The organism is Acinetobacter rudis (assembly GCF_031157835.1).
In the GTDB taxonomy this organism is placed as follows: Bacteria; Pseudomonadota; Gammaproteobacteria; order Pseudomonadales; family Moraxellaceae; genus Acinetobacter; species Acinetobacter rudis_A.
In genome coordinates this window covers 25,034-51,729 of the sequence record NZ_JAVIDR010000018.1, presented here as the reverse complement: position 1 = coordinate 51,729, position 26,696 = coordinate 25,034, and the positions used below count along the sequence as shown (strand labels likewise).

General features: G+C 36.3%; 23 protein-coding genes, 1 tRNA gene and 2 pseudogenes. 7 read left to right on the top strand and 19 right to left on the bottom strand.

Going from position 1 to position 26,696, the window contains the following annotated elements; genetic code table 11:
* The 6 genes and pseudogenes from RFH42_RS13575 to RFH42_RS13555 form a co-directional block, all read right to left on the bottom strand.
* Positions 1 to 1,081 (bottom strand): annotated as a pseudogene (locus tag RFH42_RS13575) (hypothetical protein); the annotation flags it as partial.
* Positions 1,082 to 1,510: 429 nt separating this feature from the next.
* Positions 1,511 to 1,870: a YMGG-like glycine zipper-containing protein gene (locus tag RFH42_RS13570; protein WP_308976248.1), complete on the bottom strand. Its 360-nt coding sequence runs from the start codon at positions 1,868 to 1,870 to the stop codon at positions 1,511 to 1,513.
* A 182-nt stretch (positions 1,871 to 2,052) separates the two neighbouring features.
* A complete protein-coding gene (locus RFH42_RS13565; protein ID WP_308976246.1) occupies positions 2,053 to 2,676 on the bottom strand; it encodes an alpha/beta fold hydrolase in 624 nt (207 codons plus the stop codon).
* The gene (locus RFH42_RS13560; RefSeq protein ID WP_308976245.1) at positions 2,676 to 3,623 is read right to left on the bottom strand and encodes a pirin family protein; all 948 of its coding nucleotides are present in this window, start codon (positions 3,621 to 3,623) and stop codon (positions 2,676 to 2,678) included. The genes RFH42_RS13565 and RFH42_RS13560 overlap by 1 nt, the downstream gene beginning before the upstream one ends.
* 133 nt (positions 3,624 to 3,756) lie before the next feature.
* Positions 3,757 to 4,239, bottom strand: coding sequence for a hypothetical protein (locus RFH42_RS16910; protein WP_374990840.1), 483 nt, complete (start codon positions 4,237 to 4,239; stop codon positions 3,757 to 3,759).
* Complete coding sequence (locus tag RFH42_RS13555; protein ID WP_374990839.1) at positions 4,236 to 5,141, bottom strand: hypothetical protein; 906 nt, start codon at positions 5,139 to 5,141, stop codon at positions 4,236 to 4,238. The genes RFH42_RS16910 and RFH42_RS13555 overlap by 4 nt, the downstream gene beginning before the upstream one ends.
* A gap of 147 nt (positions 5,142 to 5,288) precedes the next feature.
* On the opposite strand from RFH42_RS13555, the gene RFH42_RS13550 reads away from it, so the two are divergent.
* Entirely contained in the window at positions 5,289 to 6,620 is a 1,332-nt protein-coding gene (locus RFH42_RS13550; protein WP_308976244.1) for a hypothetical protein, read from the top strand.
* 157 nt (positions 6,621 to 6,777) lie between these two features.
* Here the strand turns inward: RFH42_RS13550 and guaA are convergent, their stop codons facing one another.
* Positions 6,778 to 8,346 carry a glutamine-hydrolyzing GMP synthase gene (guaA, locus tag RFH42_RS13545; RefSeq protein WP_308976243.1) on the bottom strand — a complete coding sequence of 523 codons (1,569 nt, stop codon included), beginning with the start codon at positions 8,344 to 8,346 and terminating at the stop codon, positions 6,778 to 6,780.
* A 329-nt stretch (positions 8,347 to 8,675) separates the two neighbouring features.
* Here guaA and RFH42_RS13540 point away from each other — a divergent pair, with 329 nt between their 5' ends.
* The gene (locus RFH42_RS13540; RefSeq protein ID WP_308976242.1) at positions 8,676 to 9,323 is read left to right on the top strand and encodes a DedA family protein; all 648 of its coding nucleotides are present in this window, start codon (positions 8,676 to 8,678) and stop codon (positions 9,321 to 9,323) included.
* A 5-nt stretch (positions 9,324 to 9,328) separates the two neighbouring features.
* On the opposite strand, the gene RFH42_RS13535 is transcribed toward RFH42_RS13540, so the two are convergent.
* The 5 genes and pseudogenes from RFH42_RS13535 to RFH42_RS13515 all read right to left on the bottom strand — a co-directional run bounded on the left by RFH42_RS13535 (position 9,329) and on the right by RFH42_RS13515 (position 11,740).
* Entirely contained in the window at positions 9,329 to 9,811 is a 483-nt protein-coding gene (locus tag RFH42_RS13535) for a threonine transporter RhtB (RefSeq protein ID WP_308976241.1), read from the bottom strand.
* 58 nt (positions 9,812 to 9,869) lie between these two features.
* Positions 9,870 to 10,055, bottom strand: a pseudogene (locus RFH42_RS13530) (hypothetical protein); the annotation flags it as partial.
* 7 nt (positions 10,056 to 10,062) lie between these two features.
* The gene (locus RFH42_RS13525; protein WP_308976240.1) at positions 10,063 to 10,905 is read right to left on the bottom strand and encodes a ParA family protein; all 843 of its coding nucleotides are present in this window, start codon (positions 10,903 to 10,905) and stop codon (positions 10,063 to 10,065) included.
* A 120-nt stretch (positions 10,906 to 11,025) separates the two neighbouring features.
* Complete coding sequence (locus RFH42_RS13520; RefSeq protein WP_308976239.1) at positions 11,026 to 11,415, bottom strand: SirB2 family protein; 390 nt, start codon at positions 11,413 to 11,415, stop codon at positions 11,026 to 11,028.
* A gap of 16 nt (positions 11,416 to 11,431) precedes the next feature.
* On the bottom strand, positions 11,432 to 11,740 hold the full coding sequence (locus tag RFH42_RS13515; RefSeq protein ID WP_308976238.1) for a BolA family protein: 309 nt from the start codon (positions 11,738 to 11,740) through the stop codon (positions 11,432 to 11,434).
* Positions 11,741 to 11,977: 237 nt separating this feature from the next.
* On the opposite strand from RFH42_RS13515, the gene RFH42_RS13510 reads away from it, so the two are divergent.
* A tRNA-Gly gene (locus RFH42_RS13510) sits at positions 11,978 to 12,053 on the top strand.
* 127 nt (positions 12,054 to 12,180) lie between these two features.
* On the opposite strand, the gene RFH42_RS13505 is transcribed toward RFH42_RS13510, so the two are convergent.
* The 6 genes from RFH42_RS13505 to RFH42_RS13480 all read right to left on the bottom strand — a co-directional run bounded on the left by RFH42_RS13505 (position 12,181) and on the right by RFH42_RS13480 (position 19,554).
* Positions 12,181 to 12,519 carry a hypothetical protein gene (locus tag RFH42_RS13505; protein ID WP_308976237.1) on the bottom strand — a complete coding sequence of 113 codons (339 nt, stop codon included), beginning with the start codon at positions 12,517 to 12,519 and terminating at the stop codon, positions 12,181 to 12,183.
* A 130-nt stretch (positions 12,520 to 12,649) separates the two neighbouring features.
* Positions 12,650 to 13,750 carry a patatin-like phospholipase family protein gene (locus tag RFH42_RS13500; protein ID WP_308976236.1) on the bottom strand — a complete coding sequence of 367 codons (1,101 nt, stop codon included), beginning with the start codon at positions 13,748 to 13,750 and terminating at the stop codon, positions 12,650 to 12,652.
* Positions 13,750 to 14,634, bottom strand: a complete 885-nt coding sequence (locus RFH42_RS13495) for a diguanylate cyclase regulator RdcB family protein (RefSeq protein WP_308976235.1) — start codon at positions 14,632 to 14,634, stop codon at positions 13,750 to 13,752. Before RFH42_RS13495 ends, RFH42_RS13500 begins: the two co-directional genes overlap by 1 nt.
* Before the next feature lie 80 nt (positions 14,635 to 14,714).
* The gene (locus tag RFH42_RS13490; RefSeq protein ID WP_308976234.1) at positions 14,715 to 17,090 is read right to left on the bottom strand and encodes a dynamin family protein; all 2,376 of its coding nucleotides are present in this window, start codon (positions 17,088 to 17,090) and stop codon (positions 14,715 to 14,717) included.
* A 48-nt stretch (positions 17,091 to 17,138) separates the two neighbouring features.
* Complete coding sequence (locus tag RFH42_RS13485; protein WP_308976233.1) at positions 17,139 to 18,605, bottom strand: dynamin family protein; 1,467 nt, start codon at positions 18,603 to 18,605, stop codon at positions 17,139 to 17,141.
* 49 nt (positions 18,606 to 18,654) lie between these two features.
* Positions 18,655 to 19,554, bottom strand: a complete 900-nt coding sequence (locus RFH42_RS13480; RefSeq protein ID WP_308976266.1) for a helix-turn-helix transcriptional regulator — start codon at positions 19,552 to 19,554, stop codon at positions 18,655 to 18,657.
* 774 nt (positions 19,555 to 20,328) lie between these two features.
* Here RFH42_RS13480 and RFH42_RS13475 point away from each other — a divergent pair.
* From RFH42_RS13475 to RFH42_RS13460, 4 genes are read left to right on the top strand one after another with little or no spacing between them, the layout of a single operon-like run.
* On the top strand, positions 20,329 to 20,856 hold the full coding sequence (locus tag RFH42_RS13475) for a fimbrial protein (protein ID WP_308976232.1): 528 nt from the start codon (positions 20,329 to 20,331) through the stop codon (positions 20,854 to 20,856).
* Between the two features lie 20 nt (positions 20,857 to 20,876).
* Positions 20,877 to 21,575, top strand: coding sequence for a fimbrial biogenesis chaperone (locus RFH42_RS13470; RefSeq protein ID WP_308976231.1), 699 nt, complete (start codon positions 20,877 to 20,879; stop codon positions 21,573 to 21,575).
* Between the two features lie 9 nt (positions 21,576 to 21,584).
* Positions 21,585 to 24,176: a fimbria/pilus outer membrane usher protein gene (locus RFH42_RS13465; protein WP_308976230.1), complete on the top strand. Its 2,592-nt coding sequence runs from the start codon at positions 21,585 to 21,587 to the stop codon at positions 24,174 to 24,176.
* A gap of 1 nt (position 24,177) precedes the next feature.
* Positions 24,178 to 25,245, top strand: a complete 1,068-nt coding sequence (locus RFH42_RS13460; protein WP_308976229.1) for a hypothetical protein — start codon at positions 24,178 to 24,180, stop codon at positions 25,243 to 25,245.
* A gap of 84 nt (positions 25,246 to 25,329) precedes the next feature.
* On the opposite strand, the gene RFH42_RS13455 is transcribed toward RFH42_RS13460, so the two are convergent.
* Positions 25,330 to 26,553, bottom strand: coding sequence for an SfnB family sulfur acquisition oxidoreductase (locus RFH42_RS13455; protein ID WP_308976228.1), 1,224 nt, complete (start codon positions 26,551 to 26,553; stop codon positions 25,330 to 25,332).
* Between the last annotated feature and the right edge of the window lie 143 nt (positions 26,554 to 26,696).

Here is a 26,696-nt window from a genome sequence, read left to right as displayed (position 1 = left end):
CGCCTACGAGATTATTGACAAGATCAAGTGACAACAGACCGCCAAGTAGACCACCTACAAGATTGTTGACTAAATCAAGTGATAATAAATTGCCTGTAATGCCTTCAAGCAGGTTTGTTACCAAATCAAGTGATAACACACCGCCAAGCAAACCACCTACAAGGTTATTTACAAGATCAAGTGACAACAGACCGCCAAGTAGACCACCTACAAGGTTGTTGACTAAATCAAGAGACAATAAATTGCCTGTTACTCCGCCTAGTAATTCAGCAACAAATTCTAGAGATAGTATGCCTCCCAATAAGCCGCCAACAAGATTATTTACCAGATCAAGTGATAACAAACCACTTGTTACACCACCAAGCAGATTAGAAATGAGATCAACAGATAATAAGCCCTTTGCAAGACCACCAACAATGTCTGTTACCAAGGCGATTGGGAGAATACCATTCACTAGACCATTTAGGAGCGTTACGATGTTGTTCCCCAATAAACCATGAGAAACTTTATCAACAACATCAGTCAAATTATCAACTAAACCATCTACAGTATTCGTCACGCCACCGACAAGATCATTTACGCCTTTAAGTGAAATTTGAACACCTAGGCTTTTTAGAATATTTTCTAGTAAACCTGTAGTTGTACCAACTAAACCATCTACAGTATTTGTTAAATTACCTGTAAGTTGATCTATGGCATTGGTGGTTGACAATACTATTGAATCCAAACTCGTTAATAGTTTTGAAACCAATTCAACTGGTAATTTTTGTGTAGTTAATTGATCTACAAGTCCAGAAGTCAATCCAGTAGTTAACTTATTACTCAATGTATTGCTTAATAAATCGCTAACAACAGCGCTAGGAAGACTACCTTTAGACAGACTAGTTGTCATTTTCTCAACGAGTTTTAACTCAATGCGTCCACTTCTTAGACCTGCTAAAGTCTCTTTAACAACACTATTTTTAACCCCAAGTTTTGCAAGTTGATTTGCAACTTTAGAAAAGTTGATGCTATCAGCTAATGTATAACTAAAGACACCATTCGTTTTGTTTGAAGTATTCCCCAATATACCTAATATCATGATTCATTCACAATTAATTGAAATAGAAAAATGAGTATAGTTAAAGAAAATAAATCAACCATTGCATTTTACACTTTAATATTTCAATTATTTCAATTAAATTCAACCACTTATTTGCACCAAAATACAGCATACCAATAGTAGATTATAGTAATAATAATATTTATTTATGATTAATGAGATTAACAACACATTTTTTTATAATTTTATTTTTATTTTTCCAATTTTTTTAAAGACATAATTTCAGTACGTATTTGCAAAATATAATACTTATCCTAAAAATACGCTCAAAAGAATAAATTTGTTACAACTTCAATAACTTAATTCAAATCACCAAATAAACTTAAATTACAAAAGATATCACAAAATAAAAAACAAGCGCCATTTAAAGGGCGCTTGTTTTCAAAGAGATTTATATATTTTTATTAATTAGCGATTGCGCTGTTGAATTGCAGAACCTGCTGCTGCACCTGCCGCACCACCAATTGCTGCACCAGTACTTCCACCAAAGACTTCTTTACCGATCACAGCGCCAACGCCTGCACCAAGAGCACTCGCTCCAGCATTTTGATTTGAACCATTATTTGCCTTACTTGCCACAGCAGCACCACCTGCAGCACCTAAAGCAGCACCAGTTCTACCTCCAACACTGTTCCCTAATGCAGCACCAGCAGCACCACCTAAAGCAGCACTGCCTGTACGTTTATCATTTGTAGACATATTTTGGCAGCCAGTCATAGACAAAACGACAAGAACCGCAGCGGGAACGAAAAGCATAGATTTTTTCATGAATATTTCCTTACCATATGAATCTACAACAGTATGCGATATATCTATTTATTTGACGAATGCTTTAGTTAATTAAGCACTAAATTACAAAGCTCTATTCTCTATCACTTCATAATTCTATTTATTTTGATCAAAATTTTATCAAAAAATAGTATCAACCTACGTTGGTTATACATGTGAATTTACAGCAATGTTCTCAACACAAAATTCTGAATTAAACTTCCCACTTGTCTGGCATGTGTGAAGGCTAAGTCATGTTGTCCATCTTGAATAATTTCTAACTCAGCCCATTGAAATTTCTGCTGTAAATATTGTCCAACACCTATAGGGCTAATGGGATCATTATCTCCCCAAAGCAACAATACAGGACAAGTAATCTGATGAAGTGCCTCCTCAATCACGCTACTTTTCTCCACAACAAACCAATCAGGTAAATCAAATTGTTGCTGATAAGATTCACGCCAATCCATCACATGAAAAGGGGTCAAATCAATCCCACCAGATGTTGCAACCAATACTAAAGCTTGCACAAGCTCAGGTTTATTTAATACAGCTTGTACAGCAAAAATACCACCCATGGATTGAGCCACAACAATACTGGGCTGTTGAATTTGATCTAGCACATAACATTGTAAACTCTCAAAGTCATTCACTTGAGGTTTCGACAAAACACCATCAAAACCTGGGTAACCCAGTACTGTCGCTTGCTCTAAAATATCTAATTGCTCTACAACGGGTTGCCAAAATTGCCTCCGACCTGAAGCACCAGGTAGAAATATCCAATTTTTATCATGTACACCTTGCATTATTTAGATGCTCTCATACGATCAGGTAAAGGAGGTGCAGCTAAACGCTCACCCTGATAATCAGCGACCTCACCAAAACGAGCATCACCTTGTACCCATTGCTCACGGGCTTGCTCAATCTCTTCTTGGGTTCGTCCAACAAAGTTCCACCACAAAATAACAGGTGACTCAAAAGGCACTCCACCAATCAAAATCGCATGTGTGCCAGCAGACATCTCTAGCTCAAGCTGTTGCAGACCCGTATTAACCACCAACATGTGCTCATTATTTAGTTGATGCTCACCTACACGAAGCTCACCTTCCAGTACAAGTAATGCATATTCAAAATTTGGATTTAGCGGAAGTAATGTTTTCACTTGCGCCTGTGCGACTAAATCCACCCCAAGCAACTCACTATGTACTTGAACTGGTGACTTTTCACCTAAAAACTCACCAACTAATACGGTGTACTCTACTTGATCATGTTGCAATATTGGTAATTTAGGGTAATGATCAAACTGAGGTTGCATATCTTTTTTATCATCTGGTAATGCAATCCATAGTTGTACTGAATGCATCTGTGTTTCAGTAACAGGTGCGACCTCAGTATGGCTAATACCACGTCCAGCCGTCATCAAATTCACTTGCTTAGGTTGAATTAATTGTGCATAACCTAAGCTGTCTCGATGCATCATACTGCCTTTAATCATCCACGTAAAAGTTTGTAAACCAATATGTGGATGTGGACCAACATCCAAACCTTCACCTGCAGTAAAATCGACAGGTCCGGCATGATCAAGGAAGCACCACGCACCAATCATTCGTTTTTGGCGACTTGGTAAAGCACGTTTAATCTGTGTACCTCGACCAATTTCAGCCTGACGCAAAGTAATAGGTTGCATACCGGTTGTAATTAAATCTTGCTCAAATTGAGCGGTTGTACTTTTTGATGAATTATTATTACTCATGTTTATGCCCTCGTATAACTGCTTATTAATCTGATCAATAAAAGTATGCCACTAAAATTATATCCATCTTAACTTTTACAGAAACAGCGAGCTAGCACGAACAATAAATGCAGGATTTTATTAATAGAACAATCTATATCCCCCACTGCAATTCCATCTGAGTCATTTGATTATGTATAGATTGATATTCATATTGTTTACATGTTGACCATAATGACATAAAAGAGGGAGTAAAATAATTACTCAGTACTTGGCTTTGTTGAAATAGTTTTAAAGCATCAAGTTGATTATTCGCTAAAAATACTTGTGGGTCTGTCTCATCTAAAACATCAGCCCTTTCTGGTAATAATACCTCATGAGATAAGCCATATAATGTACCAATCAAAATAACACACATTACCAAATAAGGATTCGCATCTGCACCAGCAACACGATATTCAATACGCGTATTTTCTAAATCAGAACAAGGAATACGTATAGCAACATTACGATTATTATTCCCCCAATTTGCTTCTAAAGGTACGTGGTTTCCCAATTTAAAACGGCGGAATGAATTAATATTTGGTGCTAAAATAGCCATTGATGCAGGCATCAATTCAAGTAAACCTGCAATCACTCGATATAATGCAACTCCCCCTGCCCATCCTCAGAATCTGCAAAGATATTCGACTTCATCTCATTACGAATACTCATATGGAAATGTAAACCACTGCCAGCTTGATGTAGACTCGGCTTGGCCATAAAACATGCCCGTAGTTGATGTTGTTGCGCCAATTGTCGAATCATTCGTTTTAATGACATGATCTGATCAGCTAAAGTTAACAAATCAGCTGTGTGTAGCAAATTAAGCTCATACTGCCCTGGAGCCGATTCAGCAACGATTGAAATAATCTCAATCCCTTGTCGTTCAGCATGTTGTTTAATTAATTCTAAAATATGTTGATTTTCATCTAATGCATCAACATCAAAGCTTTGATTTTCAGCAGACTGATTAAAGGCTACTTGCTCCATATCTTGCTTAAACAAATAAAACTCAAGCTCTGCTGTCATTACAGGATAATAATGTTGTGCATGCAACTGCAACATCATGTTTTTCAATAAATTACGTGGCTCTAATAAACAATCTCGACCATCATTTTCCTGCATCGTTAATAATAATTGTGCATGTGTCTCAGGATCGATAGCATTGGCCTGTAAAGTTCCTAAAACAGGAATACAAAACTGATCAGGTTCACCAATACCCTTGCCTAATCCTGAAGCCTCGACCACAGTTCCTTCTAAGCTCATTGCATAGATTGATAAAGGAAAATAACAACCTTGAGCCAAGTTTGCTAACTGATTCACATCAATGCGCTTGCCACGCACATGACCATTGAGATCATGCAAAAAAATATCAACACAACTTGTTTGAGGATAACGCTGAAGATACTGATCAACTTCATCAAGAAACTGTGTAGAGAAATGTGCTGTTATAGCACCTTGACGGTGTTCTTGAAATTGATGATTTAGACTGTTCATATCGCAAAGTAATGCTAGAAAGATGCTTTAAAGCATAGAACACACATTCTGCTTTGTATCGTAAAGTCTGCATAAAATCTGAGGATGGTAAACACATTGACACTTATCACTATTGTCGTATGATCGAATAATACTTTTGGAGTCAATATGTTATCTCAGCTACCTCGCGACTATTTATATCGAATTAAAGCCAGCTGCATGGATGGAAATAAATCTGAACATTTTCACGGTAAATGCCCATCTTGTAATAAGACCATTGCTTTTTATGAAGCACATACTGCCTCACCACAGCTTCCAATAGGAGTAACTCTTCCCTCCTTAGATGAAAAAGGAGTAATGGTCGGAGTATGTGAGAACTGTACTAATCACTTTAAATTAGAAATTATTAATCCTGACTTTTCCGGATTTAACAGCGGAGCAGAAAAAGATGGCTTTTATCTTCATGGCGATAAAGATATAAAGCAAGAAAAGGATTATAAAGAATTCCCTTCAATGACTGATTATATAAAAAAAGATACCATTTTAAATAAGAAGAATCCACATTATGATTTTGATGACTACCCTCTTTACGTTTGCAATGATTGTGAACAAAATTTAGAAACCATCTCATTCCATCATCTACAAAATAAATGGCAGAGCATCAAAGGACCATACTGGAATTATATTAATTGGTCACTTGGAAATGCACGTGGAGCATCACCTAAAAATATAGTGATCAATTTTCCATTTTATTGTACCTGTGGTAAAAAGCATATCGCCAATTTTATAAGTGAGTATCAAGAAAATAATAACTTTGAAGAGCACTTGTTTTCACTTATAAATATAGCTGGCTCTCGTGAATTAACTGAAGTCATTTTTGGCGTTCATACAAAAACAGCAATTATGACTTGGCTTTACAAATTGATTGCTAGATGGAATTTCTTATATGATAGGGTATATATAATTTCTCCTTTTGTTGGATATACATTTCTTAAGAATACACCGATGGTGAATACTTGGCTAAATATGCTTGGCCGTTTAGATCCTCAAAAAACCTCCTTTCTACTGAGAAGTGGTCAAGTAACTGCGTTTAAAAACGCATTTACCAATATAAATGATATAAGTTACGAAGAGATGGAGGAATTTAATTTAGGATCGGAACTTATTAAACAAATAAAAAACAAACAAAACTTTCATGCCAAGATATATTGTGGTGTGAGCCTAGATCGATGTGAAATATTAAACGGTTCTAGTAATATTATCGAAGGTCCATCATACGAAGTAATAAATTTTGATGTGATTCATGATTATGCAACAACATTCAATAAATTTTTAAAACCGCTTAATATTGATGACATATCAAATGAACTTAAAAATTCAACCTCTAAAGAATATTCTTTATTCTTTGATGAAGAACAAAACTTTAAGCCATTTGTCTTTTATAAGAAAGATTATATTAAATATGGAGCTGATAATATTACTCCTAAATCATCATATTAAGGCAGATCTTAGTTAGCTAGTCATAATAAAAAATGGCTATCAATTTATGTCATACACCACTAATGAATGACAAATGCTACAAAAACAAAGAAGCCCACTTTTTAGTGGGCTTCTATCATTATTTTCCAGTCAATAGATGTAAACTTTTACTATAGGATTACTCCCATTCGATTGTTGCTGGTGGTTTAGAAGACACATCGTAAACTACACGTGAAACATCTTTAATTTCGTTCATGATACGTGTAGAGATTTTATCAACCAAATCATACGGTAAATGAGCAAAACGTGCTGTCATAAAGTCTACGGTTTCTACTGCACGAAGCGCGATTACCCAAGCATAACGGCGACCATCACCAACAACACCCACCGATTTAATCGGTTGGAATACAGCAAATGCTTGTGCAGTTTTATCGTACCAACCACTTGCGCGTAACTCTTGCATAAAAATATCATCAGCAAGACGTAAAATATCGGCATACTCTTTTTTAACTTCAGCCAAAATACGCACACCAAGTCCTGGACCTGGGAATGGATGACGATAAATCATGCTATGTGGTAAACCAAGAGTCGTACCTAATTTACGTACTTCATCTTTAAACAAGTCACGTAATGGTTCAACCAATTCAAAAGCTAAATCTTCAGGTAAACCACCCACATTATGGTGTGATTTAATCACGTGTGCTTTACCATGCTTACTTGCAGCAGACTCAATAACGTCTGGATAAATCGTGCCTTGAGCCAAGAATTTCACACCATCAAGCTTACGTGCTTCTTCTGCAAATACTTCAATGAACTCACGGCCAATAATCTTACGTTTTTGTTCTGGATCTGTTACACCAGCCAAAGCACCTAAGAAACGATCTTCAGCATCAGCACGGATAACACGAATACCCATATTTTTTGCAAACATATCCATGACTTGATCGCCCTCATTAAGACGAAGCAAACCATTGTCCACAAATACACAAGTCAGTTGATCACCAATTGCACGGTGTAATAAGGCAGCAACTACAGATGAATCTACACCACCTGAAAGACCAAGAAGAACCTTCTCATCACCTATTTGTTGACGCAATTGTTCAATACGCAATTCAATGATGTGCTCTGGTGTCCATAGACCACCACAACCACAAATTTTATGCACAAAATTAGAAAGTAATTCAGCACCTTGAGCAGTATGTGTAACTTCAGGGTGGAATTGAACACCATAGAAACGACGTGTTTCATCAGATACTGCAGCAAATGGGCAACTTGCTGTATTTGCAGTCACTTGGAAACCAGTTGGAATAGCAGCTACTTTATCACCGTGACTCATCCACACTTTCAACTGATCATTGCCATCATTTAGATTAGCAAGTAACTGATCACGAACAAGAACATTAACTTCGGCATAACCAAACTCGTGTACAGTTCCAGCTTCAACTTTACCACCAAGCTGTTCACACATGGTTTGTAAACCATAGCAAATACCCAGTACAGGCACACCCAATTCAAATACAACTTGTGGTGCACGCGGGCTACCTTCTTGATGAACACTTTCAGGTCCACCAGATAAAATAATCCCTTTTGGATTAAATGCACGGATCTCTTCTTCAGAAAGATCATAGGCATACATTTCAGAATACACGCCTGCTTCACGTACACGGCGAGCAATAAGCTGACTATATTGCGAACCGAAATCTAAAATAAGAATACGGTCTTCTGTGATTTGAGTATGGGTAGTCATGGTCAACACTATGATTGGCAAACGAAATAAGCGCTGCATTCTAGCATTTTTCTTTTAGTCGCGCACATGCTTTGGTCACTTTATCCCTGACAGTTTTTTAAACAATGTAAAAATCACTTTTTAACCACTAAGCGATGATCGAGTTAAGGTCCTTAAAGTTAATTTCAAACTTAATTGCAGCCAAGTAAAGCTGATATTTTTTGATAAGTTCAATTTAACGTTTCTTGGGATCTTGCTCGACACGCTTTGTATAATTTATTGATCAGCATACTGACTTTAGTCAAGGAGACTGCTAGGATTTGGACAACCCACTATATGGCTCACCTTTCATGGAACTCATCAATTTTATTTTGCACATAGACCAACACTTATATGAGTTTATAGTTAACTATGGTGCATGGGTTTACGCGATTTTATTTTTGATTGTCTTTGTTGAAACGGGCTTAGTTGTCGTACCATTTTTACCAGGTGACAGTTTATTATTTGCAGCTGGCGCACTTGCAGCCTCAACAGGCGTAATGAATCCTTGGCTATTGATTGCCTTATTATTTACTGCCGCAGTATTAGGTGACACGCTAAACTACCATATTGGTAAATATATTGGTCCTCGCGTATTTGAATTAAACTCTCGCTTTATTAATAAACAACATTTGGTAAAAACGCAGCAGTTCTTTGAACGCCATGGTGGTAAAACCATTATCTTTGCACGCTTTATTCCATTTGCTCGAACCTTTGCCCCTTTTGTTGCAGGGGCGAGTAGCATGAATTATAAATATTTTATTAGCTATAACCTCATCGGTGGCTTATGTTGGGTCAGTTCATTTATTATTTTAGGCTATTGGTTTGGTAATATGCCTATTGTCAAAGACAATTTTACCTACTTAATCTTTGGTATCATTATCTTCAGTATATTGCCTGCAATTTTCGAATTTGTTCGTCACAAATTTTTAAAAAGTAAAGATTCATCCCCTACGTAGTAACCTCATTTTAAAAAGCTCAAAAATATGGGCGAAATTCCCAAAATAAGTAACAGTGCTGATCCTTTATAATAATGATTAGCACTGACTCCCCTAATTTTTCCTAATAATAGATTTCGTCCAAAGCACACCCAAAACAGACTACAAATAACAAAACAAATGCAAAATATTGTCAGGACACCAATGTAGTTCTCAAAAGAACTCCATGTTTCAAATGGGAAAATACCACTGGAAAATAAAATTGTTTTAGGATTTTTTAAAATTGTTAAAAATATATGTGTAGACTTGGGCTTAGCACGTTTTAAATAAAACGGCTCCATTGATGAAATTCGCCATAAATGTCTAACCCACCAAATGACATACAAAACACTGGCTAGATGCAAAATATGTAAAAACAATGGCCAAACTGGCAATCCCAAATGAAGAATTAAAGCCCAAAAGCTAATACCGTAAAAATAGCTCAAAACCTCAATAGGAATAAATTTCAAGGCCTTCCAAACACCTTGTTGATACGCTGAGTCTGCTAAAATTACATTACGTGAATCAGGTACGATTAGCAGGTTGTACGCCATTATTAATATAATTTTGGATACGATTAAACTCATCACTAATCTGTGCACATGATAGAGATTGATATTGTGTTGGAGACACATAACTTGGTTTAACTGTTGTCGCACAACCACCCAATAACACTACACCGCCGGCCATTAAGGCTAGATAGATTCCTCTCATACTTTTCTCATTTAGTCATTTTTTCGATTTCATTGAACAATGATTTAAATGCCTGAGTCAACTTATGATCTTTAGATAAATAAATTAAAGGCATATTTTTATGGTGTGATTCTTTCATTATCACCGAAGGAGGCAACATATTATCAAATACAGGGAGGGCTTCATCTTTTAACTGTTGTACAACTTCACGTGGTAACTTAGCCTGTGCTTGATATTGATTAACAATAATACCTTCTATCTCTAAATGCACATTATGATCATCTTGAGTTTCTAAGACATTTTCAATAAGACTATACAATGCACGTTTTGAAAAAATATCGCAGTCAAAAGGTATTAAAACGCCTTCTGAAGCAATTAATGCGGAAAGAGTAAAAAAGTTAAAAGCAGGTGGTGTGTCTATATAAATTCGATCATATTGACCTTGGAGCGACTGAATAGCATCTCTTAATTTATATATTTTATGTTTTGCCTCAAGCATAGAGGCGAGGCTTGTCAAATCAGGGCTTGAAGGTAATACCGATAAATTTGTATAAGGCGACTTATGAATATAATCCGCAAACTCAGATTTACGTGCTTTTAATAGAGAACCTATTGCCTGCCCAATAAGACCTTTACTTTGTTGTTGTCCTAAAACTTCATTAAAAAAATCTTGAATGTTTGGTGTTAATGCTGGTTTATCTGCATTATAGGTTGCATCATCACCCAATAAATATTGGCTAGAATTGGCTTGAGGGTCTAAGTCAATTAATAAAGTCTTTAAACCTTGTTCTGCACTTATGGCCGCTAGGTTTACAGCAATACTCGATTTACCTACACCACCTTTTTGATTAAACACAACACGTGTACGCATAAAAGCCTCTTAATTTTAATAGTCTTACATCTATGATGATGCCCAAACAGCAACTACATTTTCAGCTGAGTTGAATTCACCCAAAATTATGTTCTCAACCCAGCCTGCTAATATAACCATTTAAAAAGTGGGTTTAATCATCACTAAAATTAAAATTGCCAAAAACACCATCGCGCCAATCGCCACACCAGCTTGACGTTGTTGTAGCGTAATGCTTTCATCACGTTTATAGGCTTTAATTTGAGTTGAGAGCAAAACTAAGAATAAAATAATTTTGGCATAAAACCATGGCTGTACTTGAAAGTCCTTCATAATCAAAAGTACCACCCCAGTGAGTACCAACACTGTATAACTTAGATGTTGCATAGCAACAAAAACAACACGACCTTTAGGATTCGGTTGTTGGTTAACAGTACCTATAAATAGCGTTGCTGCACGTAATACAAAAACCAGCATTGCTAAAGCAACACTGCTCATATGAATGATCTTAATCAGAAGTTGAGTTTCCATAACGTCTACCTAATTATTATTCTTTTGGTGCATGCGCACATTGTGGGCTTTCTGGAGCCTGACCTTGCCACTCACTTGGATCATAAGCATGAATAGCTAAAGCATGAATTTGTCCAGGTGCAACAAGTCCTGTAGCTGCGGCATACACTTTTTGATGACGCTGCACTAAACGTAGTCCAGAAAATAGCGCACTCACAATAATGACTTTAAAGTGCGACTCTTTACCAGGAAAATAGCCACCATGCCCAGCTGACTCATTGATGATCTCTAAATGCTCTGGTTGTAAATCCTGTAACTGTTGTAGCAATTGCTGTTCTAGACTCATAGTCAAACGATCCTAAGCACCTAAGTAAATGCCTTGAGTATAACGGTTAACGTTTGATTTAGATAATACTTCACAAATAATGTATATTATTTAGTCTCAATTCTTGCCAATTTTATGACCAATTCAAATGAACTTCTAAACCAAAACAAATAGGTGTGAATAAAAAACACCCAAACAATGCACTATCCTTAAAAAAATAGTTGACCAATATCATACATATTGTATTATACGCGGCATGCGGGAATAGCTCAGTTGGTAGAGCATAACCTTGCCAAGGTTGGGGTCGGGAGTTCGAGTCTCCTTTCCCGCTCCAGATTCAAAAAAAGCCTCAAGTGAAAACTTGGGGCTTTTTTAATCAATAACAAAAATAGTATCAATGTTTTCTTTAAGAGTTTTGATACGCTTTTGCTCTGCATATTTCCATCAAACTAAAATCATCTCTACTTACACATCAAATAACCTTTAGCTGCTGCAAGTCTATTGGCTCTCGTTTTATCTAGATAAGCCTGAATATCTTGGCGAGATACTGAACCCCCAGAATCACTACTCAATGAACCTAAAGAAAGCATATCTAACATATATTTATATTCATAATGCATTTGATCTGCTGAATATGCCTGCCATCGGCCTGTATCTTCTTGATAGTAAGCAACTCGACCTTGTGCATTACAGTTTTTTGCGAAGTGATAAAGTGTATCTGTCACATCCAAAGTTGCTCCATAACTATCAATAGAACAAAACCCCATAATCGCAACCGCTAAAACTTTTAATGATTTCATCACCCAACTCTCAGATTTAATAAATGTATACAAAGCAACTTATGCTCTATTTTCAATAAATTAAATCTAACAGTTGAGTGAGACAGGTGATGGCATTTAGAAAAAGACAAAGCTGTATTTTTTTAAATCACTATTTACCTCTAAGTCTTGCCATCATATCTTGCATACGGTCTGAGCTACTTAACATTTCCTGTTCTGTTTTTTGCTGCGCCTGTATTACTGTTGCCAAATGACCGCGACTCTCTAAAGCACCTTTAATTTTTCCTATACAAGCTACAGTATCTGTATAGCCTTGCTCTATCCACTCACCAATACGTGAAGGCTTAAAGGCTAAAAGATCTCGCATACCATCTCGGTTAATTTCTTTTTGAGGACGAATTTCAATAACTGTTGTATCAGGAAAACGATGTCTATCCCATAAAGAACCATCTGATAGGTGACTAACAATCACCAAATTACACCCAGCATTAATCAAAGGTGTTATTGGTGTATTACCTTGTACAGTTTTCCAACCACCTTGCCCACCATCAGTATAAGCCTGCCCATCAATTTTTTGACTCTCATACAATAAAGGTAATGCAGCAGAAGCCATTAAGGCATTTTTCCAGTTCTGTTCCGAAAGCTGTTGTAGACAAAAAAATTCAGATGGCGCAGTATCCTTAATATCAAGCATAGCTGCAATACAGCCCATTAAATCAAGCAACCCACCATCACTTTTATATGCTGAAACATATAAAGGAATGCCTCGTTTTAAATCATCCCATTGCAAATACTCATCAATAAGAGAAGTTAAAGGTGTATTATCTAATACACTTTCTGGACCAGTCAGTTTTTCTTCTAAACTTTTTAAATACTCTGGGTAGATATTAAAACGCTGTAATAGCTCTTTCCCACTTCGATACGCAATATATCGAACCATATTAGGTGTATTAAAACGTAAGCCAAAACTAGCTAATAACACCATATATGATGGAATAAATACATTTTTTGATTGCAGTTTTAGAGGAGATTGCTGACTTAATTGTTGCCATACTTTATTTAAACGCTGATAACCTTGCTGCATAGATTTGCTTGTTGCCAACAAAGAACCATTTAAGGCTCCTATGCTTGCTCCTGCAATTGCATCTGCTTCAATACCATATTCAGCAAGGGCTTTAACAACACCAACATGGTAAGCACCTTTAGCCCCACCGCCAGATAAGACTAATCCTGTTTTTAATTGTTTTTGCATTATCTTACCCCAAACATTTCATTTAATGAGTAACTTGCTAATTTTTCAGCAGTTAATATCCGAGGTAAATACAATGATAATTGCTCAGGCTGTTGTGATGCGAAATGATTAATTGGCATTTTATCAGCAATAGCCCAGTCCCCCATAAATGAATAACTTTCTTTTAGATCTAGACTTAACACTTCAGGTTGTTCAGCCCACTGTAATGGATGAAAAAAATCATCTTTATTACTGTGCTTATCTGCCTGTAAGCGCTTTGCAGCATCTAACCGAATGCTTTCTTTTAAATCAAGAACAGTTTTTTTTGCCTGTTGGACTTGATGATATTGTTGATAATAAGCGCCAAAATCTCCCCAATACAATTGCTCTAAGACAGTATATAACCGTAGTAATGGTGATAACTGACTAAACTCCCCCATCTCCCATTGTTTGAACAATAAAGTAATTTGTCTTTCTGCTTTATTCTCGGCCTCAACCATAGAAAGCCTTTGATCTAATTGATCACAACGACCGTGTAAGCTCACCGAAAGTTCTGATAATAGATCACGAGTTTCCAAACTAAACTCAGCCAAGTCAGTGACAGCATTCTGAACCTCAATAATTTTCTGATTTGCTGTCTCTATCGCTGTAAAACCTAAGCTTAACTCTTGAGTTAAAGTATTTAACCAATCAAAAGTTGCATTTAAACCTGTGGTCATATTTTGATTGATCTGTTGCTGACGTAGCTGCCCAGCCCCAGTAAAACTATCAATGAGACGAGAAATTTTCCCCAAACGCCCTGACTGTACTCGAACCTGATCTTGTGATACTTGAATACTATTTACGATTTCAATGACAAACTTATCCGCAATACACGGCATAATTTTTGATATTTCAGACTGCATGATTTACGCCTTATAAATGAGGTTATTTACTCACTGTAAATAACCTCGCTGATGGGTTACACAAGATAAAATTTAATTTCTTATTGGCTACTATCCTGTATAGCTTTTTGAAGTACCAGAGTTCTCTCTTTAATCGCTTGGCAAGACTTTTTCATAGCTGAAATCACATCCAAAAATTGACCATCATTTTGCTTCGACAATTCTTTATCTCTTAAACTATTTTCAATATCTTTACGCAATCCAGAAACCTTACGCTTAAACTCACTAAAGAACTGTTTAGTTGCATCCTCTAAAGGCTTTTTAATATTCTGAGTCAGAGAAATATCCAATTGTTTCTGATTTTCTATTAATTCATTTTTAATTTTTTGCTCAACTTGGCACATATCTACCTTATACTCACGGACAGTTTCAGTATAAGTTTCAGTTCCCCAGTTGTCGTTAAACCAATTTTTAAATTTAGCCCATTTGCCATCACTAACTCTTGTACGTGTCACTTGATGACTATTTTCAATCAATGCATTTTGCATCAATTTTGCACTAGATAACTTAAGATTTAACGACTTTCGTTTAGGTAAATTTAAGTTAATATCCTCAAAACCACTCTGGTTTAATGTGCTATTGATCTGTTGAATATCTTTTTGTGCATCTATAAAGATTTTATTTTTAAATTCCTCTTCAAATATCTCAAGTAAAGTAGTTAACTCTATTTCAATATTATGATTTGTCCGTTCATTAAGCTGTGAAAAAATAATAACTAAACTCTGTATAAACTCTTGTGCTTCCTTTTTATTTTCGCCAAAATCGATTACAGGATTAGTTTTGTCTATACGCCTTTCATTCATCTTCAGTTTTACTTTCTTCCAGACTGTAGCCAAAGTCTTAGGTTTTTTTGAAAGATCTTCTTTTTCCAACTGAAAAATAGTTTCCTGCCCTTTTTCGATATTAACTTTAATTTCATTAGATACAGAGTTAAACTCTTTATCAACAAGCTGCTTAATTTTTTCTAAAAATTGCGCCTGAGAGGCATCTATTGTTTTTTTTGCATTAATTTCTGTTTGATTAATTCGTTTAATATCATTACCCAATTGAACCATTAATTCTTGTAGTTCAACTGCAGACTTTTGCACTGTCTGTTCTTTAACAGCCAACACCAGATTAATTTTTTCAGAACATTCATCCAATTTATCGACTGCTGAATCCAATGCAACAAATGCAGCTTTTTGATGTGATGCTGAAATTACCTGTTTTAATGGCTCACTAAAGGATGATTTCTCCCATAAATACTTGATCATTGCAGCAATATTATCCGATGTTCGTAGTGGCTCCAAATGCAATCCTGCTACATTATAAAAGTCACCCACCCAAACTGCATTTTCAATATCTGGAAGTGCACCATCGGCTAAACGTTCGTGTCGAGCGCGGTTGGCCAAATAGGCAAATTTTGCTGCGACCGGATAAGTATTTTCTGCCTTAATTAATCCTTCTGTAAGCCCCTCAACAAAAATTTTCACTTCGTCCTTTTGCATACCATTACGATCACAATTATCAAACTTATTCACCAACGCATATATTCGATTCTTAACTGTATTGGCGATGTCTTTTAAATCATCTCGAATCTGGGCATCTGCCTCTGACTTAAGCTGGGTATAATCCATTACCGCCAACACGGCAGAGGCTTTTCTTAGTTGATCTTGTAACATTGGACGCAAATGCGTTTGCCCAGCTTCATTTGGCCCTGGAGTATCTAATAAAATGAGTTTACCTGCTTGATCTCCCACTTCTTGTAAGTGAGCAAACTCCACTTCTATTACAGGTAATTGATCGACATCTTGATAGCATTCAAATGGAAACTGTAAATTAAATAGTGGTGCAACACGCACCAAGTCATTCATAGAACTTAGAAAATCAAAAATTTGCTCCTCACCAAGCGCCTCAGTCTTCATTTTCATACCATTTTGAATCTTTTCAATGGTTGTATAGAGATCTCTATCTGACTTAGAGTGTTCAAGTATGTCTCTATTGGCAGGGTTTTCACATGCAACTTTTAAGTCTTGTATCAGCTGATTAATCGGTCTACCGGCAGTATCTGTAAAAATTAAATGGGGTAAATTTTTACCCCTACAGTGCTTAATTAAAGTTGGGATCGCGGTCATTGGTGCATTACGATTAGGTAATATCTCTTTACCGACAATCGCATTAATAGCTGTTGACTTACCTGCTTTCATTGTCCCTACTACAGCAAGTACCATTTCTAGCTCAGTGACTTTAAGCAGTTCACCACGCAATACAGCAATTTCTTTTTTGACTGACTGGGTATCTAAGGTCGCTTGATCTTGATCACTCTCTTGATCTGACTGATCTAAAATGCCTTTTTCAGCCATTTCTAATAGTAGATTTTGTTCAAGTTTTAATAGTGCTTGTGCTTCTTCTCTTAAAGTTTCGACCTGATGACCCATTGATTATTTCCTTTACACTTTATACATTCATTAATTGTGATTAAAACACTAGGCCAAAGTTAAATCGGCTATGCGTTGCTTGAGTAGTTGAATAGATTGTTCTAAGGAAGGCATATCTATTTGTAGCTTGCGATTAAATATCCGATCTGTCATCACGCCAATTTGAGAAGTATTCATTGTAGCCCCTTGCCCATATATGCCTTTACATAACTCGCTAAACTTTTTCACCCGCATTTGATTAAACGTGTGGACATAGCTGATTAACTTATCTATTGCTGAACTCAATATAATCAACATCGATTGGTGATGCAGCACCTCCACTACCTGCTTTAATGGTTCGCTAAAGAGCGACTTCTTCCATAAAACTTCTATCGTCGCGGCAATATTATCCGCTGTTCGCAGGTGCTCAAGACTTAATCCCCCCGCCCTATAAAAATCTTCAACCCAAGCAATATTTTCAGAATCAGGCAAAGTTCCATGGAGTGAATATGACTGTTTCGCTTGATTTGCCAAATAGGCAAGCTTTGCCGAAATAGGGTAGACATACTGTTTAGCAATTAAACCTTGAGTTAGTCCTTCAACAAAGGGCTTCAGCTCATCTTGTTGCATACCATGGCGATCACAGTTATCAAACTTATTCACAAAAGCATAAATACGTTTATCTAAGGTATTTGAAAATACCTTTAAGTCATCTCGGAGTTGAGCATCAGCCTCTGACTTAAGTTGGGTATAATCCATAACTGCAATGACAGCCGATGCATGTCGTAATTGTTCGTGTAGCATCTGTCTTAAATGCTGTTGACCCGCTTCATTCGGCCCTGGAGTATCCAGCAAAATAAGCTCACCGCCATGATCAGCTTCTTGTAAATGAACAAATTCCACTTCAATAACAGGTAGTCGTTCTAAATCTTGATATTGATGAAAAGGAAATTCCAAATCAAAAAGTGGGGCAATGCGTACTAGGTCATTTATAGAGCTCAAGAACTCAAAAATCTTTTTTTCACCCAAGGCTTCGCTAATGACTTGCATACCTTCTTGAATTTTTTGGACTGTAATAAATAAGTCTTTATCATTTTTAAGCTGATCAAGTTTAGATTGATTAGATGGGTCAGCAAAAGCAGATTTGAGGTTTTGTATTAATTGATTAATTGGTCGGCTGGCTGTTTCAGTAAAAATCAAATGTGGCTCTGGTTTGCCTTTATGATGTTTGATTAAAGTTGGAATAGCTGTCATCGGTGCATTACGATTTGGTAAAATCTCTTTACCAACAATCGCATTAATAGTTGTAGATTTTCCTGCTTTCATGGTCCCAACAACGGCAATAATCGTTTTTTGCTGCTCAAGTTTAAGATACTCACTACGTAAGATATCTATTGCTTTATATGCAAAAGCATTATCTTGATCTAAATTAAATAACAACTCCAAGTCTATAATTTGATGAAAAGCATTGAGCCCAGTGCTCAATAACGTTTGCACTTCTCTTTTTAAATCACTGACTACCGTTATATCTTTCATATCATTCATCTATTTAATAATATATTAAATCCACTAAGTTTATGCCTTATTAGATTCCCAAATACTGTTTTAGCCCTTGCTCCATTTCATCTTGTAGCCCTTCTGGACTAATAATTTTAAGATGTGGAACCCAATAACGAACTAAAGGTAGAATCTGTTTAGTATGTACAATGCGGCTAGATACTAATAATCCACCATCGTCCAAGAACTTAATCACTTGTTGTTCTGGTAAAAGTGCTCGTGCTTGAAAATGTATTGCCACCTCAGCATCAACTTTAAGAACAACCTCTGTTTTCTCTTGCCCAAACCAGATCGTTTCTTCATTTTCTAATTGAGCTAAAATCTCTGGATCAACTTCAAAATCCACACACATTGATTGATCGGATAACAACTCGATGCGGCTTAACCTATACGCTCTTAGTTCATTTTCGAATGTTGCTGCTAAATACCAATTTCCATGATGGTGAATTAAACGATAAGGAGAAACACTTTTAGGTTCCCCTCTATATAGAAAAGTAACTTGCTTATGTTGCTGAATAGCCGCACTGAACACTTTAAACAAAGCTTTAAACTGACTAGCATCTTCTAATGAATAACCTTTGGTACTATAAGTTTGATTCGCCCGATGATCTAAAAGTTCTCGTAGGAACGAAATATCCAAAGATGGATATAAATCACGAATACCGGAAAGCTGAGCAAAATTGCGTATATCCTTATGCGTAATTTTTCCAAGATAACTTATTGGTAAATAATATTTTTTACTTACATCATCTTTTAATAATGGTAAAGATGCACTTAAACGATCAAAGTCTCGTGAAATAGTTCGAGTACTCACTTTAAACTCATCGGCTAATGCTTTAACACTCAACTGCTGTCCCATATTCAGCTGAGTAAGAATATTTGCCAAACGTTCTGCTAATCGCTCATGAGTCGCTTCATCATGCTGCATAAATATTTCGCTCACGAACCAAACAATAATGATTAAATTATACTACTGAAATATAACATATATTTACAAAAATATTAAAAAAGTAACTATTTGTCGCTTTTCTGTGGTGATTAATGAGTTTAAAAAATAATCTTGACAGGTGATGTCATTCTTAGCAGCAAAGTATAATTATTTAATAGTGTTGAGTTATTACACAAAGATTTAGTGTTTAAATCCCCCACCAAACTGAAAATGCAGCTTGTACAAAAGGTCTACCTAATTTTTTAATTCACTTAGAATAAGCATAATACTACTACGCAAGGTTGGGGTCGGGAGTTCGAGTCTCCTTTCCCGCTCCAGATTCAAGAAAAGCCTCAAGTGAAAACTTGGGGCTTTTTTCATGCCTAAATTTTAATGAACTAAAACTAGAATCAGACAGCCTATTTATTATCCACCTTTAAAGAAAAAAGAGTGTAAAACACCTGTGTAATTCCATGAAATTTGACACATATGTACTGTGTTTTTTTAATATTTTTCCACTAAAGCAAAGTACCCTATTGATTAAAATTTATACTAAAATAAATTTTTTTTACAAATTCGCCCAAAAACAACTTATTGATTTGTATTAATTAAAATATTTTAAATATATAAATATTCTCGCTATTGTTTAATTTATCTAAAAAAGCAACTATGATATTAAAAAGTGTGATGATTCATCATATTTTTCATAACTTGGCTTAACACATCACATTTAAACCAAGTTTTTTCTTATTATCCATGTATTTAGGCATATATATGAAATTAGCTCTTACGATTTTAGCGAGCACGGCCGCATTAACTTTATCAACTCAAGCTTTTTCTGCTGGACAAATTAAATTTACAGGTGAGATTGTTAATGCTGCCTGTAATATCGCAGTTGATGGGAATCCAACGGGCGAGGTTATGTTAGGGAAATGGCCTACTTCTACATTTAAAGTAGCTGGTGATAAATCAAGTCCAAAACCTTTTACCTTAAAAGTCACTGACTGTGCCGCTGGTAGCTATAATTTTCATTTTGAAGGTTTAGCAGATTCTGTAAACAAACAACTATTAAAGGCCTCTTCAGCTCAAGGTGTGGGTATTGCAATTGCCAACGCCGATTCAATGACAAACTTAGTCAATATCAACACTGTCGCAACTAGCGACACAAATGCAAGCATTACTCTAGGTAAAGATGAGCAAGAAGGAAGCCTTCCTCTACAAGCATTTTATCAAGCAACAGGTGAACTCGTTACTGCGGGTCAAGCAAATGCAACTGCTCGTGTAACTATCGAACAGAAGTAAATACAACCTAAGGAATTATCATGTATTTGAGAACAATTGCTACAAGTGTATTTTTAGCTTCAACTTTTTTTCTATCTCAAAGCTATGCTGCTATTCAAGCACAGGCAAGCCGCGTCATTTATGACGCTTCAGCAAAAGCAGCAACATTGTCACTCAAAAATAATACTGATAAACCCTATATGGTACAAAGCTGGTTAGAGGCTGGAAAAACGACAAATGAAGATCAGAAAATCCCATTTGTCGTTACTCCACCTTTGGTCAAAATAGAACCACAAAAAGAATCAACTTTACGATTTATATATTCAGGTACTGGGCTCGCAACGGACCAAGAGAGTCAATTCTGGATCAATATTCAAGAAATCCCACCTAAACCTGAAAATGAAAACGTGTTACAGCTTGCTGTCCGCACAAAAATCAAATTATTTTATCGTCCAAAACAAATAAATATACAGTTGGAAGATGCTATTAAGCAGGTGCATTGGTCTGTTCAAGGAAATGCTTTAAAGCTTGAGAATAAAAGTCCGCTGTTTATTACCATTGGAGACCTAAAGCTAGGCGATCAAACTGGGAAACTAGTGCAAATGGATGAGGATATGATCCCACCATTTCAATCGACCATCATACTCAAACATTTACCAACAAATACAAAGACAATTAGTTTTACTTACCTTAATGAATTTGGAGGAAATGTTCAAATGCCTCCAGTACAACTATATTAATGATCACATATGCATTCTTCACGCTATATATTCACCATCATACTCAAGTGTTCAACACTCACGCTGAGTCTTGGTCAAACTTGGTCTTTTGCACATGCTGAACATATTGCTTTTAATACTGATTTTTTAAAAGACAAAACCGATGAAATTGCTATTAATGCCTTAAACTACGGTCATACACTTGAACCTGGCATATATGAATTTTCTCTCTCAATTAATCAGCGTTATATTGGAAAGCGTTCTATTCGTTTTGTAGAAACTCAAGAGCATCAAGTTGAACCATGTTTTGATCAAACATTTATTGATCAGAATCAAATTCTATTTATAAACCCAGAACAACAGCAAATTAACGCCCAAGGTTGTTATGATTTAACAGCCATTGCTAATGCTCAAATTGAAACTCATATTGGACAATCTCAGCTTGCACTTACACTCCCTCAAGTCAATTTAGTCCAAAAACCGCGAGGCTTTGTTTCACCTAAAGAGTTTAATCAAGGTATTCACGCGATTATTTTAAATTATTCAGCAAACACCAGTTATTACCATAATCGTGGAGAATCTAATCATTATAATAATTCACTCTTTTTAAATGGTGGTTTTAACTTTGGGCCGTGGCGTTACCGCAATAACTCTAGTTTTACTCAGTATTCTGGAGAAAAAAGCCGTTGGCAAAGTAGTTCCAATAAACTGGAACGCGACTTACAAACCAAAATTCCAACACGTTTAGAAATTGGTGATAGTTTTAGTAGTAGCGATGTCTTCGACAGCTTCAATTTTAGAGGAGTGCAATTTAGTAGTGATAGCATGCAACTCCCGAATAGCTTACAAAACTATGCGCCAATTATTCAAGGGACAGCACAAAGTAATGCAAGTGTTGAAATCCGTCAAAATGGCTATCTTGTATATAGTACTCATGTTGCACCTGGACATTTCACTATTCGAGATTTATATGCAGCAAATGATAGTGGTGACCTAGAAGTTAGTGTGATTGAAAGTGATGGGCAAATTCGTAAGTTCATTCAACCCTATTCCTCTGTGCCTAATATGGTTCGCCCTCATCAAGCAAAATTCCAATTTACTGCAGGTCAATATCGTAGTGGTAATGATCAAAAGTATCATCCATATTTTGGACAATTAAGCTATGCCTATGGTGTCAATAATTATATAACCCCTTATACAGGGATGATCATCGGTGATGATTATTATGCAGGTGCAGCAGGTTTAGCCTTTGCACTTGGCTATCTTGGCTCTCTTTCTACTGATCTGACCTACGCACATAACAAAACTTCGCAAGGAGAAAGTAAAGATGGGATCAGTATTCGTTTTCTTTATGCAAAATCACTGAATTCTTTAGGTACCAATTTCCGCCTAGTGGGTTATCGCTATTCTAGTCAAGACTATTATAGTTTTAGTGATGCCATGCAAGAACGTGCCCAATGGAAAGATGGCTTATATGAATATAGCTATCAATCTGACTATTTAAATCATCCATCCAATGCAGAACAACGCCGACAATATTTTTATTCACCTACTTATTATAATAAACGTAATCAATTTAGTGCTTCTATCAATCAAGAGTTAGGTAGCTTTGGACAATTATATCTAACTTTGGCAAAAACTGATTTCTGGCAAAAAGAATACAACCAAGAAAACTGGCAAATTGGCTATAACAAAAACTTTAACCGTTTCTCTTATGGAATGTTTTATCAGCACAGTAAGTCAATGCTACAAAACGATGAAAATATTTTTGGTCTTAATCTTAGTATTAATTTAGATCGTATTCCTGCATTGAGAAAATATGATTTATCAAGTAACAACAGTTACCAACATTCTGATCGATTAGGGGATACTTTTAATAGTACGTTGTCAGGTAATTTTCTTGAAGATAAAAACTTAAATGCGCAGATTCAAGTCAGTCATCAGGAACAAAACCGTAGTAATCAAGTGGCTCTTAGCAGTTCATATCGTGGCACAAAACTAAACTCATCTCTGGCCTATACTTATTCAGACCAATATCAACAAGCTTCTGCATCAATTGATGGCGGTATTTTAATACATTCTGGCGGCTTAATTTTAGGACAACAAATGTTTGGTAATCCAATTTTGATTGAGGCCAAAGGTGCTGAAGGTATTCGTATTGAAAATCAAACTGGCCTTAAAATCGACCGTACAGGTTATGCCGTTATTAGCAGTAGTAGTGCTTATAATCGCAATCGTGTGGCGTTACGTGTAGATGATTTAGGACAAAATAGAAATATTGATATGCCAATTATCAATGATATTGTCCCAACAAAAAATGCGGTGATTAAAATAAAATTTGATGTCAAAACAGGTCATAGTGTTCTGGCTAAACTCAATTATCAAGACCGCCTTATTGCAACCGCAAGCTCCATTATTGATCCCATCACACAAAAAAGTGTGGGACTCGTTGGTTTAGAAGGTCAAGCCTATTTAACTGGTGTTCAATCTAACCAAACATTAATTGCAAAATGGGGCGATGAATCTTTCGAACAATGTCAATTTACATTGCCACAACTGAATGATCGTGAAATGGGCTACGATGAAATAAACATCAACTGCCATGCTGTAGAGGAACATTAATATGTCTATCTTAAGGGTTTTATTTCTACAATCTTGCCTAGTTTTTTGTTTAAGCTTAGTTGCGATACAGCATAGTTGGGCACTACGCTGCCTCGAAGGTGGTGTCGCTACTACCCCATTTAATATTGACACTGCTCGCAACACGTCACACACAACTTATGTTGGCCCAATCCGTGTCATTGACTCTGACCAAGCTGCAGGAAAAATGTTGTGGCAGTCCCCTACTTACAGTACAACACTAACCTGTTATGACGATTACCAAACCAATAGAGCTGAATATCTTTATTTGTATCCTGATGATCAATATAGTCAATTAACCGCAGCTTTCGCAAATAGTAATCTCATCGTTGGTATTAAGTACGAAGGTCGAGAATATGAAATCCATAACAACTATGCAGCAATCGCTACAGGTCAACTTGCTCTTATTTCAACATCTTCAACTGCTGCAAAAAGTAACTGTAGACTTATAGGTAAACCAACGACTTCATCTTGTGCAACACCTCAAACAGTTACAATTCAGTATTCGTTATTTATTAAGTCTCGTGGTTCAGGTAAGAAGTACAATGCAGGCACTCGAAACTTCACCATGTTTCAGGTTGATGGTGCAGGTGGTAGAAACCGTAATGGTAACTTCCAAGAGCTCATTTCTAATATTCAGGTCAATTATATCGACTGTGTGCCTATATTTAATGTACAAGACGTTAATCTAGGCCGTTATTCTCCTGATCAAGATATTAATAAAATTTTACGTCGTACACCGTTTACCTTAGAAATGAATATGACTGGAAAAGACTGTGCATCATCGGTGTTTACTGGACGCTGGTCTTCCAACCAAATGTTGAATAACACAACATTGACCGCTGCTGAAACCAACATGCGCAATAAAGTTGGCATTCGAATCTTCGATACAAATAAAACAACACCAATTGCATTTGATCAAGACATTAATTTTGTAAAACCGCAGGGCAATTCAATTCGTCAAAATTACGATGCAGGTGTATTATTTTTATCTAAACCTCCAGCAGGTAAATTTACATCGACCTTAAACTATGAGGTCTGGCTGAAATAACAATATAAACCCTACCCTCATGATTCATCTCAACAACTGAATTAAATAACCCTCTATAATTGGGCTATTTAATTCAGTTTTATTTTATAGCCAAGCATGTCGTTCAGGTTGGATCTCATTGAGGTAATAATTTCCCACAACATAATATTTCCATCGTACTGGGTCATGCAAAGTATGAGTACGAGCATTACGCCAATGACGATCCAAATTATGTGCTGCAAGTGTTGAGCGTGTTCCAGCCAATTCAAATAGTTTATTCGTTGCTAGAATCGCAATTTCAGTGGTTAAAATTTTAGCTTGTGCGACCAATATAGAGGCCTGAGCAGAATTTTCCTCACTGACCTCGCTTATGGCGATATCAATTTGATCCGCAGCAAGATCAAGTACAGCTTCAGCAGCCTGTAGACGTGTTTTTAAATCACCAATAGTCGCAATCGTAAAATGGTCTTCTGTTGCCTTATCTTGTTTAGCATCAATCCATGGGCGTGTATGTTGTTTCACATAATGAATTGTTTCTTCTATAGCACTACGGGCTAAACCAGCATCAATCGCTGCTTGTAAAATCTGTGAAATAGCCCCTGTTGGTGTTGGGTTTTCAAATGAATGAATGGCCACCACATACTCAGCTGGAACACGGACATTTTCAATCTCAACGCTGCCACTCGCTGTCGTTTTTTGTCCAAAACTAGACCAATCATTGCGAATGGTTAAACCAGCAGTATCACGAGGAGTAATTGCCAAATAGGCATTTGCCTCATCATCTACCGCCACAATAGGTATCCAATGCGCCAACAATGCCCCCGTAGAAAAGAACTTTTTCCCATTTACAATATAATCATTGCCCTGTTTTTTTATTTTCGTTTGAAAGTCTGCGACATGTTTATTACCAATTTCTGAAAAGGCATTACCAAAACGAATTCCTTTCAAGACTAAATCATAAAAGAATTTTTTTTGTGAATCTGAAGCATCAAAAAGTAAAGTATCCACTATAGAAATATGGTTCTGTGGAATCTGGCCTAGTGATCCGTCTGCCGCGGCTATAATTTTAAAGACCTCGACCACTGTACGATAAGAAGCATCAATACCACCAAATGCCTTTGGTACACGAATGGCCCATAAACCACTTTGTGAATATGCATTTAGCTCATCTACAGGTAATAGACGCTGTTGATCACGCTCGGCAGCACCCTGTAAAAACTTAGCCGCCAGTTGTTTTGCAATTTCTATCGCTTCTTGTTCAGTTTCAATTCGATGGGCTGCTTGCTTTGGTATCTGTTGTATATACGGATCAACATTTAGATTACTCATATCATTTTCCTTCTGTTTACTTCAATCACGAGGGGTTGCAATGTTGGTTAGATTGACCAAATTACACATTAAATAAATATCGGATTGATCAATTGCACAAGTCATGCCAAAAACTAACTAATTGTTTTTATTTATTTTTATAA